This window comes from Asaia sp. As-1742 (assembly GCF_011753235.1).
Taxonomy (GTDB): Bacteria; Pseudomonadota; Alphaproteobacteria; order Acetobacterales; family Acetobacteraceae; genus Asaia; species Asaia bogorensis_B.
On sequence record NZ_VWWA01000003.1, the window covers coordinates 212,075 to 224,571 of the forward strand.

Annotated in this window: 10 protein-coding genes; 5 read left to right on the forward strand and 5 right to left on the reverse strand. The window is 61.3% G+C overall.

Features of this window, described 5'->3' with window-relative positions:
• Positions 1-113: 113 nt before the first annotated feature.
• Together mfd and F3J08_RS05950 are read left to right on the forward strand one after the other, a co-directional pair.
• Positions 114-3,569, forward strand: coding sequence for a transcription-repair coupling factor (mfd, locus tag F3J08_RS05945; protein ID WP_166928792.1), 3,456 nt, complete (start codon positions 114-116; stop codon positions 3,567-3,569).
• Between the two features lie 163 nt (positions 3,570-3,732).
• Positions 3,733-4,530: an SDR family NAD(P)-dependent oxidoreductase gene (locus F3J08_RS05950; RefSeq protein ID WP_166928793.1), complete on the forward strand. Its 798-nt coding sequence runs from the start codon at positions 3,733-3,735 to the stop codon at positions 4,528-4,530.
• A gap of 261 nt (positions 4,531-4,791) precedes the next feature.
• Here the strand turns inward: F3J08_RS05950 and F3J08_RS05955 are convergent, their stop codons facing one another.
• A complete protein-coding gene (locus tag F3J08_RS05955) occupies positions 4,792-5,703 on the reverse strand; it encodes a DUF2125 domain-containing protein (protein ID WP_166928794.1) in 912 nt (303 codons plus the stop codon).
• A gap of 109 nt (positions 5,704-5,812) precedes the next feature.
• Between F3J08_RS05955 and F3J08_RS05960 the strand changes: the two genes are divergently transcribed.
• Positions 5,813-7,216, forward strand: a complete 1,404-nt coding sequence (locus F3J08_RS05960; RefSeq protein ID WP_166928795.1) for a pyridoxal-dependent decarboxylase — start codon at positions 5,813-5,815, stop codon at positions 7,214-7,216.
• An 80-nt stretch (positions 7,217-7,296) separates the two neighbouring features.
• Here F3J08_RS05960 and F3J08_RS05965 read toward each other — a convergent pair whose 3' ends face one another.
• The 3 genes from F3J08_RS05965 to F3J08_RS05975 all read right to left on the reverse strand — a co-directional run bounded on the left by F3J08_RS05965 (position 7,297) and on the right by F3J08_RS05975 (position 10,874).
• Entirely contained in the window at positions 7,297-9,159 is a 1,863-nt protein-coding gene (locus F3J08_RS05965; RefSeq protein WP_166928796.1) for a cobaltochelatase CobT-related protein, read from the reverse strand.
• 13 nt (positions 9,160-9,172) lie between these two features.
• The gene (locus F3J08_RS05970; protein ID WP_023977453.1) at positions 9,173-10,189 is read right to left on the reverse strand and encodes an AAA family ATPase; all 1,017 of its coding nucleotides are present in this window, start codon (positions 10,187-10,189) and stop codon (positions 9,173-9,175) included.
• A 97-nt stretch (positions 10,190-10,286) separates the two neighbouring features.
• A complete protein-coding gene (locus tag F3J08_RS05975; RefSeq protein WP_122039170.1) occupies positions 10,287-10,874 on the reverse strand; it encodes a DnaJ domain-containing protein in 588 nt (195 codons plus the stop codon).
• A gap of 51 nt (positions 10,875-10,925) precedes the next feature.
• Between F3J08_RS05975 and F3J08_RS05980 the strand changes: the two genes are divergently transcribed.
• Both F3J08_RS05980 and F3J08_RS05985 read left to right on the forward strand, forming a co-directional pair.
• On the forward strand, positions 10,926-11,213 hold the full coding sequence (locus tag F3J08_RS05980) for a BolA family transcriptional regulator (RefSeq protein WP_023977451.1): 288 nt from the start codon (positions 10,926-10,928) through the stop codon (positions 11,211-11,213).
• Positions 11,210-11,827 (forward strand): outer-membrane lipoprotein carrier protein LolA, encoded by a 618-nt coding sequence (locus F3J08_RS05985; RefSeq protein WP_166928797.1) that lies wholly within the window; start codon positions 11,210-11,212, stop codon positions 11,825-11,827. The genes F3J08_RS05980 and F3J08_RS05985 overlap by 4 nt, the downstream gene beginning before the upstream one ends.
• Here F3J08_RS05985 and lipB read toward each other — a convergent pair.
• On the reverse strand, positions 11,791-12,495 hold the full coding sequence (lipB, locus tag F3J08_RS05990; RefSeq protein WP_166928798.1) for a lipoyl(octanoyl) transferase LipB: 705 nt from the start codon (positions 12,493-12,495) through the stop codon (positions 11,791-11,793). The genes F3J08_RS05985 and lipB overlap by 37 nt on opposite strands.
• Positions 12,496-12,497 lie beyond the last annotated feature (2 nt).

Below are 12,497 nucleotides of genomic sequence, written 5' to 3' on the forward strand. Positions count from 1 at the left end.
ATGGGCTGACATCGGGAGTTTCACAGGCTATAGGATAGAACCGTCATGGAACAAAACGAAACCATCGCCTGGCAGCACGCCTGCATTGTGGCGTGCGTGCTTTGGATTTCTGTATGACCGATACCCCCGACCGGCCGACCCTCTGGGGCGTGCCGGAGGCCTATACGGCCTTTCTCCTGCGTCGCCGCCTGAGCGAGCATGACGGCCCGCTCATCCATGTGGCGCGCGACGATGCCGCTGTCGCCGCGCTGGCTGACATGCTGGCCTATGTCGAGCCCGGCGTGAGCGTATTACGCTTTCCTGCCTGGGATTGCCTTCCCTATGACCGTGTCTCGCCCAATCCGGCCCTGACAGCGGAGCGCGCCGCAACGCTGACGCGTCTGCTGGAACCCGCAGGGGCGACGCGACGCATCGTGCTGACCACGGTTCATGCCCTTGTTCAGCGCGTACCGCCACGCGATGCGTTCCGTAATCAGGCCATTTCCGTGAAGAAGGGCGAGGCCCTCGATCAGGCCATGCTGATCGATCTTTTGGTCGCGAGCGGCTACACGCGCACCGATACGGTGATGGAGGCCGGTGAGTTTGCCACACGCGGGGGCATTTTCGATCTGTTCCCCGCCGGCGAGAGCGAGCCGATCCGCCTTGATCTGTTTGGCGATGAGGTCGATCATATCAGGCGCTTCGATGTGTCGAGCCAGCGCTCGACCGACACGCTGGACGCTTTCAACCTTCGCCCCGTCTCCGAATATGCGTTGAGCCCCGAGGCCATAAGCCGCTTCCGCTCCGCCTGGCGCGATCTTTTCGGGCCATCCTCAGCTTCGGATGTGCTGTACGAAAACGTTTCCGAGGGAAGGCGTTTTCCGGGTCTAGAACACTACATTCCGCTTTTCCATGAGCATATGGATACGCTGGTCGATTACCTGCCCGATGCATCGATCAGCATGGACCATCAGGTGCCGGATATTCTCTCGGCCCGTCTGGAAATGATCGCCGATCATTTCGAGGCCAGAAAGGCTCCCGCGCGTGAGGGAGAGGCCATCTATCGGGCATTGCCCTCGCACCTGCTCTATCTCAATCGCTCGGGCTGGGATGCCATGCTGGCCCGTGTGCCCAGCATTGCCCTCAATCCTTTCGCTAAGCCCGACACGGTACAGGGCATGGATGCCGGGGGTAGGCCGGGCCCCATTTTCGTCCGTGGCAAGGACGGCACGCGTGAGGGGGCTTTCGATGCCCTGCGTACCCAGCTTGAGGCATGGGAGAAAGCCGGACGGCGCTGTTATGTGACGGCATGGACCAAGGGCTCTCGTGAGCGCATTGCCTCGCTGCTGAAGGAGCACAAATTTACCACCGAGCCCCATGATAGCTGGGCTTCGGCGGCGGGGATCTCGCCGGGAACGGTCGGGCTCATTGTGCTCGGGCTTGAACGCGGCTTTGTGGCGGACCGCATGGCGTTCATCTCCGAGCAGGACCTGCTGGGTGAGCGGATCGCCCGTCCGCCCCGTCGCAAGCGCCGGGCTGAGCAGTTCATTACCGAGGCGTCTGAAATTGCCGAAGGTGATCTGGTCGTTCACGCTGATTATGGCATCGGGCGCTATGAGGGGCTGGAAACAGTCAGCGATGGCGTGGCTCCCCATGATTGTCTGCGTCTGCTCTATGACGGGGCGCAGAAGCTTTTCCTGCCGGTTGAAAACATCGAGCTTCTGAGCCGCTTTGGCTCGGAGCAGGGCGGTGTGGCGCTGGACAAGCTGGGCGGTCAGGCCTGGCAAGCCCGCAAGGCCAAGATGAAGGAGCGCATTCGCGACATGGCGGGCGAGCTGATACGCACCGCCGCCGGTCGCGCCATGAAGGAAGCGCCGTCGCTCATACCTGCCGAAGGGATGTGGGATGAATTCTGTGCCCGCTTCCCCTTCGTCGAGACAGAGGACCAGTCACGCGCCATTGCCGATGTGCTGGAGGATCTGACCTCGGGGCGCCCCATGGACCGTCTGGTCTGCGGCGATGTCGGCTTTGGTAAGACGGAGGTGGCCCTGCGCGCAGCCTTTGTGGCGGCGTTGTCGGGTGTGCAGGTGGCCGTTGTCGTGCCAACCACATTGCTGGCGCGACAGCATTTCCGCAGTTTCTCAACCCGGTTCGAGGGCTTTCCTGTCCGTATCGCCCAGCTGTCCCGCCTCGTGACAGCCAAGGAGGCTGCCGAGACACGGCGTGCGCTGGAAGAAGGGCAGGTCGATATCGTGGTCGGCACACACGCGCTGATCGCCAAATCGGTCAATTTTGCTAATCTGGGCCTGCTGATCATTGATGAGGAGCAGCATTTTGGCGTGGCGCATAAGGAGCGGCTCAAGTCCATGCGCGAGGATGTGCATGTGCTTACACTCTCCGCCACGCCCTTGCCGCGCACCTTGCAGCTTTCGCTTACAGGCGTGCGCGAGATGAGTCTCATTGCTACGCCGCCAACGGACCGGCTTGCCGTACGGACCTTCATCACGCCGTTTGACAGTGTGATGATCCGCGAGGCGATCCAGCGCGAGCGTTTTCGTGGCGGGCAGGTTTTCTGCGTCGTGCCGCGTATCGAGGATATGGACCGCATGGCGGACCGCCTGCGCGACATCGTGCCCGATGCAAAAACCGTTCAGGCGCACGGTCGTTTGACCCCGGCAGAACTCGAGCGCGTCATGACGGAATTTTCCGACGGGCGCTACGATATCCTTCTCTCCACCAATATTGTGGAAAGCGGTCTGGACATGCCTGCGGTTAATACGCTGATCATCCATCGTGCTGACATGTTCGGCTTGGGGCAGCTCTACCAGCTTCGCGGGCGTGTGGGGCGCGGCAAGCAGCGCGGCTACGCCTATCTCACATGGCCGCAGAGCCATCGTCTTTCGCCGGCTTCCGAAAAGCGTCTTGAAATCATGCAGACGCTCGACACGCTCGGGGCGGGCTTCACCCTTGCGTCACATGACCTGGATCTGCGCGGCGCGGGGAACCTGCTGGGTGATGAGCAGTCGGGTCATATCAAGGAGGTCGGGATCGAGCTCTACCAGCAGATGCTGGAAGATGCCGTTACCACCATGCGCCTGCAGAAGGATCAGAAGCGCGCTGAGGACAAGGACTGGACGCCCAACATCATTCTGGGTCTGCCCGTGCTTATCCCCGAAACCTATGTGCGAGACCTTCCTGTTCGGCTGGGTCTTTATCGCCGTATTGCCGGGCTGGAAGGCGAGGCGGAGCTCGACGCAATGCGCGCCGAGCTGGTCGATCGTTTTGGTTCGCTGCCGCAGGAAGTGGAGAACCTGCTTGATGTGGTTGTCATCAAGCGTCTGTGCAGTGCGGCTGGCGTGGATCGGCTCGAGGCCGGCCCCAAGGGCATGGTCATCCAGTTCCGTAATCGGAAGTTCCGCAACCCGATGGGTCTGTTGAAATGGGTGGAACGACACAAGGATCAGGGCGTGAAGCTGCGTCCCGACCAGAAGCTTGCCGTCGTGCGCGAAATGACCAACGCGCAGAGAATCACCATGGCCCGCAAGGTAATGGGGGCGTTGAAGAAGCTGGCTGACAAGGCTGACACCTGAGTCGTGTTGCGAGGTAACAGCCGAAGAGAATATTGGGTTCTGGAGGGAGGGCTTGTCTCTTCCTTCTACGCCTCACCCCCAGACCGGGGGATGATGAGCGGGGTGCAGGCAACTTAATTTGTTCTGGTTTGTTCGATTTGTATCGAATGAATGGAGACATATCATGCTTGCACTCGATCTCTCGGGAAAAAAGGCGCTGGTGACCGGTTCGACCGGCGGTATCGGTCTTGCGATTGCAAAGCGTCTGGCAGAAGCCGGAGCCCATGTGATCGTGAATGGGCGTGGCGAGACACGCACAACTGCGGCCATAGAGGCGATCCGTCAGGAGGTCAGCGATGCCTCTGTGAGCGGATTTGCGGGCGACGTGGCGCAGACTGAAATTATCGCCCAGTTGATTGCAGCGCATCCTGAAGTCGATGTGCTGGTCAACAATCTGGGTATTTTCGAGGAAGTCCCGTTTGCCGAGATCAGCGATGCGGAATGGCAGCGGTTTTTCGACATCAATGTCATGAGCGGGGTGCGGCTCTCCCGTGCGTATCTACCAAAAATGGTCGAGCGCAAGGATGGCCGGATTGTCTTTATCTCGAGTGAGTCGGGCCTCAATATTCCGGCAGAGATGATCCATTACGGATTCAGCAAGGCCGCCCAGATTGCGATCGCGCGCGGCCTTGCCGAGAGCGTGGCCGGCACCGGGGTGACAATCAACAGTGTGCTGCCGGGCCCCACCCGTACGGAGGGGGTGATGAGCATGATCGACAAGGCTGCCGAAAAATCGGGGCGGTCGGCGCAGGAAGTCGAAGCGTCTTTTCTGAAGGAAAACCGGCCGACCACGTTGATCAATCGCCTGGCCGATCCGCAGGAAGTTGCAAATATGGTGGCCTATATTTGCTCTCCGCTTGCTTCAGCAACGTCGGGTGCGGCCCTGCGTGTCGAGGGTGGCCTGCTGCGTCACCCGGGCTGATTGCGCTCCCTTTTGTGTCCGCGGGGGGGGGGGCAGGAAGGCCAGTTCTGGCCGGGTTATGGTCCCGGACAGCCTCCCTGGCGGCAAGGTTGAGCATCGCTCGGAGGGGCCGCCCCTCATGACCTCGCTTCGTGGCTTTTCTTCCCGAGGGCAGTCGTGACAGAAAAGCTGCCCGCAGGCGCAAACATGATCAGATGGATCGCTCTGCCCTACAGGCTGACCTTGCAAGAGACGCTTTCCTGACGGGGCAGAGATCTTGCTTCAGTGTACAGGGATAGGGATCGAGTTGACCTTGAGCACGCCGCCGCCAAGCGTCAGGTCCCACAGAACCTGATTGCCATCGCGATGCCCCATGAACTGCGCCACAGCGAGCGCGGTTGATACGCCACTTGGCAGGACGGGGCGAATGGTCGCCAGCAGATCGCTCAGGTCCGTGATGGCGACATGCAGTTCGCCTGCACTTGTGGCTGTGGTGCGTCCGGGGGTGATCCAGCCATGACCGTCGAGACGTCCTTTCGCCCACAAGGCCTGGAGGGAGGAGATCGTGATCCTCCCTTCGGGTGATTTTGTGCTGTCGAGCATCTGCTCAGGAATGGTCAGGGTCGTGCTCAGCTTGCCGGGGAGGGCGGAGCCCCCAGGCGCACTGACACCGGAGGCTGCAAAGTTGATATCCACACTTCCCGGTGTCTGGCCTGACCGCAACGTGACATTCACCCGATCAGCCGTATAGCGGTTCTTGCCATCAGATAAGGCGATGCCCGTCCAGACGAGTTCGGCCACGGCCCCCTGATGCAAGGCGTCGCGCAGGCTCTTGAGGGCTGGCCTGCCATCGACGCCACGGCACCCGGCGGGAGATCCGTTATGGACCAGTTTGAGCAGACCAAACGAGATCAGGGCATTGGCATCACGCAGGTTGGGCAGGGTCAAATGGCCCTGACGGTCCTGCGCCATCACCTGACCGACCCCCAGTGTGGCGCCACCACCAGAAAGTGCGGCGCTGTAGCCAGACATTGTGAGGCTCGCCGCGCCCATCGTGCGCGATGCGGCCTGCGAGGCCATGCAGGATGCCGGGATGGCATCAGCATGCGCGTGACGGGCGGCCCCTCCCAGAGCGAGGAGGGCGAGAAGGGAGGCTGCGGCATGTTTCATGGGGGCGAGGATGGGGCTGTTCATGCCCTCTTACAACCCGAATTTTACGGCAGGAGTTGGGCGCAGGCCCGTAGCCCGCTAGAAGAGACCATCTGCCTGACAGGCGCAATGCAAACATGGATGAGGAATGGCGATGAGTGGACTGGACCCGCAGGACTGGACCGGGCTGCGTGCCCTTGCCCATCGTATGCTCGATGATGTTTTCGATCGGGCTGAGCAGATGGGGGAGGGGCCTGTCTGGCAGCCGATGCCGGCTGCGCTACGGGCCGGGTTCCGGGCCGAATTGCCGCGCGAGGGGCAGGAGGCGCGGGCGCTTTATGACCGTTTCGTGAGTGATATACGTCCTTATTCGAATGGCAATCCGCATCCCGGTTTCATGGGATGGGTTCAGGGTGCGGGCACGCCAATCGGTATTCTTGCCGAGATGCTGGCTGCCAGCCTGAACGATAATTGCGGCGGTCGCGATCATGCTGCCATTGAAGTGGAGCGTCAGGTGATACGCTGGGCCGCCGAGATGGTGGGTATGCCCACCGCTTCGTCCGGTTGTCTCGTAACAGGGTCGTCGCTCGCGAACTTCATCGGAATCATCACCGCCAGCCGCGCTGCAATACCGGGGCTACGTCAGACCGGGGTATCGGGCGCAAAGCTCGTTGGATATGCCGCCGAAACCGCTCATGGCTGTGTGAGCCGCGCTTTCGACATGGCGGGGCTTGGGAGCGACGCCCTGCGCCTCATCCCGGTCGATGAGCTGTACCGCATGGATGATCTAGCACTCTCACATCGTATCGCCGAGGATCGTGCGGCAGGGTATCATCCCTTTATCATCATCGGCACGGCGGGCAGTGTGGATTGCGGCGCGGTTGATCCGCTGGAGGCCCTCGCCGATATCGCAGCAAAAGAAAAATGCTGGTTTCACGTCGATGGTGCTTTCGGGGCGTTTGCCCGGCTTTCTCCTGAGCACGCCATCATGCTTGATGGCATCGAAAGAGCCGACAGCCTTGCCCTTGATTTCCATAAATGGGGCCAGGTTCCTTACGACGCAGGGTGTATTCTGGTGCGGGATCCTGCCTTGCATGCGCAGGCATTCGCCCAGTCACTGAGCTATCTCACCCGGGCGGATCGCGGGCTCGCGGGTAATGCCCCTTGGCCCTGCGATTTCGGGCCGGATCTGTCACGCGGGTTTCGGGCGCTCAAGGTGTGGATGACGATCGCGCATTATGGTGCCGACCGCCTGGGGGAAATGGTGGAGGAATGTTGCGCCGTTGCCCGTTATCTGGCTGAGGCCGTGGAGGCGGATGACCGCTTTCTGCTTATGGCCCCGGTTGCCCTGAACATCGTCTGCTTTACACTGGACGGTCTTGAGGACGATGCGATCGATACGCTGGTGAAAGACCTGCACGAGAGCGGCGTGGCTGCACCCTCCACAACGCGTATTGGCGAACAGCTTGTCATACGCGCGGCAATCGTCAACCACCGCACAACACGCGCCACAATCGACGCAATGCTTGTCAAGATTCTTGAGCTGGCGGAGCGATAACCCGGATATGGGGCCTCGGCCCTGTCGTCCGGAGCGAGGCCGCCCGTGAAGGGCGGCCCACGCCGGGACGGATGATCGGGTTATTGCGCCACGAACAGGTCGGAAAGCTGTTTGATCATGGTTCCGCCAAGCTCTTCCGCATTAGTGAGCGTAACCGAGTTACGGTAATAGCGGGTTACGTCATGGCCGATCCCGATGGCGAGAAGCTCCGTCTCGGGTGAGGCTTCGATACGCGCAATGACCGTGCGCAGATGGTCTTCCAGATAAGAGCTTGGATTGGTCGAGAACGTGCTGTCATCAACAGGCGCGCCATCTGAAATCACCATCAGGATACGCCTGTGTTCAGGGCGGCGGCGCAGGCGCTTCCATGCCCAGAGCAACGCCTCACCGTCGATGTTCTCCTTCAGTAACCCTTCGCGCAGCATCAGTCCGAGATTGTTGCGGGCGCGGCGCAAGGGCGTGTCGGCATCCTTGTAGATGATGTGGCGCAGGTCATTCAGGCGGCCCGGATCAGGTGGACGACCCGCTGCCACCCAGCGCTCCCGGCTCTGGCCGCCTTTCCAAGCACGCGTGGTGAAGCCCAGTACCTCCGTCTTGACGCCGCAGCGTTCGAGCGTGCGGGCGAGAATGTCACCACACATGGCGGCAACCGAGATCGGACGACCACGCATCGACCCGGAATTATCGATCAGCAGGGTAACAACCGTATCGCGAAACTCTGCCTGACGTTCCGTCTTGTAGGACAGTGACAGGGTCGGATTGGCCACGACGCGCGCCAGCCGTGCCGCGTCCAGTATGCCCTCCTCCTGATCGAACGCCCAGGAACGCTGCTGCTGCGCCATCAGCTTGCGCTGCAGCCGGTGTGCCAGTCGCGACACGACGCCTTGCAGGCTGCTGAGCTGCTGGTCCAGCTGCTGCCTCAGCCGGGCCAGCTCATCCGGGTCGCACAGATCGGCAGCATCGGCTTCCTCGTCGAAAGCATTAGTAAAGACCTTGTAGGCCGGCGGCGCTGCGCTGGCCTCGGCCTCCTTGCCATTATCGTCTTCCAGAGCACCGGCGGGCTGTTCTGCGCCTTCGTCCTGCAGCTCCGAGTCACTGGCATCGCGGCTGTCGGGCTGCTCGGTCGGCTCCGGCTGAAAACCATGCGTCTCGCTGTCATCCTGATCCTGCGGCGAAGGATCATCATCGGGCTGATCGGATTCGGTCTGACTGTCATCATCCTGATCCGGGTCATCTGCCTGACTCTGATCCTCCGGCTCGGGCTCCTCAGTCAGGTCGAATGCCTTGAAAAGGCCGGAGCAGGCCTCGGCAAAGCGTTGCTGGTCCATCTGTGTCGAGGCAAGGCCCGAGAGCGCACGTTTGGCTTCGGGCGAAAGCGTGTCGCGCCATGCCTTGAGCGCCGGACCCGCCTGCGAGGGAGAGGGCAGCCCTGACAAGGCCTCGCGCACGAGAAGGGGCAGGGCGACATTGGCAGGCATATCGTCGCGCGCGCTCATGCGGGCGTAGCCGTTCTCGCTGCAATCGAGGGCCAGTTTCTGGTTCAGATTGGCCCGCACGCCCGCCATGTGACGCGAGCCATAGACCTCGCAACGCACCTGCTCCAGCGCGTCGTACAAGGGGCGGGTCTCGGCGCTGTCGGCCTGCTGGGGCAGGGGGGACAGTTCTGAATTGTGGTGCTTCAGTCGCAAGGCAGCTGCGTCGGCAGCGCCACGAACGCGTGTCATTTCCTGAGGCGTGAGCGCCCGGGAGACATAGGGAAGCTGGACGCCCGTACCCGGTTTGGCACTGGCCGACGCCGCAAAGCTGATTTCGGTCTCGGGCTCGCCTGACATTGCCCGCAGCGCAGCGCTCGTGGCGCGGCGGAAGGCGTCCGTGCGCTCACTGCCCGGCAGGGCAAGGTCGTTCTGGTTCCTGTCCGGTGCCTTGGCTCTGGAGGTGGCCATGCGCTCGCCCCCGTCAGGCGTTCAGCGGAGACTGGTTGAAGCAGCGCTGATAGTATTCTGCGACAATGCCGCGCTCAGCCTCATCGCATTTATTGAGGAAGGTCAGGCGGAATGCAAAAGCCAGATCGCCAAAAATACGCTCGTTCTCGGCCCAGGTGATGACAGCACGGGGTGACATGACTGTAGAGATATCACCCGCCATGAAACCGGCGCGGGTCAGGTTCGCGAGGGCGACCATGCTTTCGAGACGCGTCGTGATGGCGGGCTCGTTGCCGAGGCCCAGTTTGGCCCGCACGATTCCCACTTCCTGCTCGAGCGGCAGGTAGTTGAGCGATGCGACGATATTCCAGCGATCCATCTGCCCCTGATTGATCTGCTGCGTGCCATGATACAACCCGGTCGTGTCGCCCAGACCCACCGTGTTCGCCGTGGCAAAAAGCCGGAATCCGGCATGGGGGCGTATCACGCGATTCTGGTCGAGCAGGGTCAGGTGGCCTTCGGCTTCGAGCACGCGCTGGATGACGAACATGACATCCGGGCGACCGGCATCGTATTCGTCAAAAATCAGGGCGACGGGGTGCTGAAGACACCACGGCAGGAGACCCTCGCGGAACTCGGTGATCTGCTTGCCATCACGCAGAACGATGGCGTCCTTGCCGATCAGGTCGATGCGCGAGATATGGCTGTCGAGATTGATGCGGACTGTGGGCCAGTTCAGCCGTGCCGCAATCTGCTCGATATGGGATGATTTTCCCGTACCGTGGAAGCCCTGCACCATGACGCGGCGGTTATTGGCAAAGCCCGCCAGAATGGCCCGGGTCGTGTCGCAGTCGAACTGGTAACTCGGATCGATATCGGGCACATGCTCGGTCCGGATCGAGAACGCAGGCACTTCCATGTCGCATTCGATCTTGAACACGTCACGCGCTGAGACGATCCGGTCCGGCGCGCCAAGAACATGAGTCGGCACCGCGTTCTGTTCGGCAGTGACAACCGTTTCCGGTGCATCGATGGAGGCGAGATCGCTCATGGTTTCAATCCGTCTTTCACTCTGTCATGTCAGGTTCCGGCCAAGGATATGGTCATGTTTCCTCACAAGGCCAGAGGGAAACGCGCAATAATCGGGCCTACAGGCTGATGAGATGGGCGCGAATCGTACTATAGGCCACGCTTACCGTCTTGAATCTGTCCTCTGCAGCGGGGTCTCCGGCATTGGCATCGGGATGATGCTTGCGAGCCAGTTCCTTGTATCGCGTCTTGAGAGCCTCGATCGTTACGGGCCAGTCCAGCGCCAGTGCACGGAGATGGTCGCGCAGGGGCGGGGGCGCGGCCTCGCGGGCGGCATTGTGCCGCTGGCGGGCAGCCTGAGCGCGCCGCGCGCGTGTGGAGGAAAGAATATCCAGCGGATCGAGAACCTCTTCCTCATCGAAATTCTGTCCACCGCGTGTGCCCAGTTTCCATGAGGGGCGCTGCCACGAGATGTCGGCTCGAAGCTGGGCCTCGATCTGGCCCGGTGTCATGCCTTTATAGAAGTCCCAGCGCGCATTGTATTGACGGACGTGCTCGAGGCAGAACCAGAAATATTGCCTGAGTTGCGTACGGTCCTTGGGCGCACGATATCCCGCATGCTCGGTGCAGCCGGGCATGTCGCAGTAACGCTCGGGCGCGTCGGGGTCCGGGTCGAAGGCCCTGTGTCGTGTGGATTTGCGCTGCATGATCGGGTTTATGTGCGTTGTAAGGCACATTGATGCAAGGAGGGAGTGGAGATGACCGAGTTGAAGGAACGCGCGGCCCGCATGAGCCGGCAGTTGCAGGACGCTTTGGCACCCGCAGAGTTGACCATTCGTGACGACAGCAAGCGCCACGCCCATCACGCCGGACGCAATGGAGTCGAGGGTGACGAGACCCATTTCACCATGACGATTGTCAGCCCCCGCTTTGCAGGAATGAACCGCGTGGCACGGCATCGTCTCATCAATGAGATGCTCAAGCCGGAATTCGAGAGTGGCTTGCACGCACTCTCGCTCAAGCTGCACGCGCCGGAGGAGGTATGACGGTGCGGCGCGGCCTTGCGGCGACAGGCCTAGCGATTGCTCTGGCCGGATGCGCTGTCAGCGGGACTGATGGCCTGACGACGCAGCAAAAGGCGCAGGTGAAGCGTGTCGAGGTCTGTCTGAACGATCCCACCCCGGTTGAGGGCAGCTTTATTCAGCGCGGACCGCAGCAGAATGGCGGGGCAGGGCATTTTCGCTACGCACCAGGGTCGCTCGGGCTGGACTATACTGTTCCTCACGCCATGACGCTGCGTGCAAGTGGCGCCCATCTCGTTCTTGACGACTCGCAGACGGGTGCGGTGACGCGTCTCAACCTCTCACGCAATCCGCTCGGTCTGCTGCTCCATGTTCCCGTGCGTTTCGATGGTAAGATACGAGTCACGGACATCCGGACTGCGCCGGGGGCAAGCCAGATTTCGCTCGCGCAGGCGGATAATCCCTCTCAGGGGCTGCTGACCCTGCGCTTTCTCGATCAGAACAACCGGTTGCAGCTCTCATCGCTTGATGGTGTCGATGCGCGCGGCAACCGGATCCTGATCCAGCTTTCCGACATTTCTCAGGGTAGCAATGTCACGGGTCAATCGGCCAGCGTCGGTATCCCACCGAAGAACTGAGGCCAGCAGGTGAGCAGGGCCTGATCGAGATCCCTCATGGTCAGGTCACGATCGAATCGTCTGATGCTCGTGACGCCAAACTCACGAATGCCGCAGGGCACGATACCCGAGAAATCTTCGAGGTCAGGGTCGAAATTGATGGCGACCCCATGCCAGGACACCCAGCGGCTCACCCTGATGCCGAGTGCTGCAATCTTCGTTTCCTCACCCGTGATGGGGTCATTGGTCCATACCCCGATTCGGCCGCACTCGGTCCGGCTCTTTATGCCGAGCTGGGCGAGGCCTGCGATAATCCAGCGCTCGAGGCTCTGAACGAATGCGCGAAGATCACGCGGCGGGGTAGGGCCGTGTGGCTGTTGCAGATCCAGCATGGTGTAGATGATTCGCTGGCCTGGGCCATGATAGGTCCATTGTCCGCCACGACCGGCCTCGAAGGTTGGCAGGCCCTCGGGGTTGATAAGGTCGGTCTCCTTGGCCGAGGTGCCCGCCGTGTAGAGGCGCGGATGCTCGAGAAACCACAGCAGCTCGCTTGCTTCTCCGGCTCGTATGGCAGCGGCTCTTCTTTGCATGGTTTCGAGCGCGGTTTCATACGAAACCAGCCCTTCCTCGAATTTCGTCGAGATTTTCTCAAAAATCGTCTCATGGACGATTGCCTGGTCATCAGTCATCG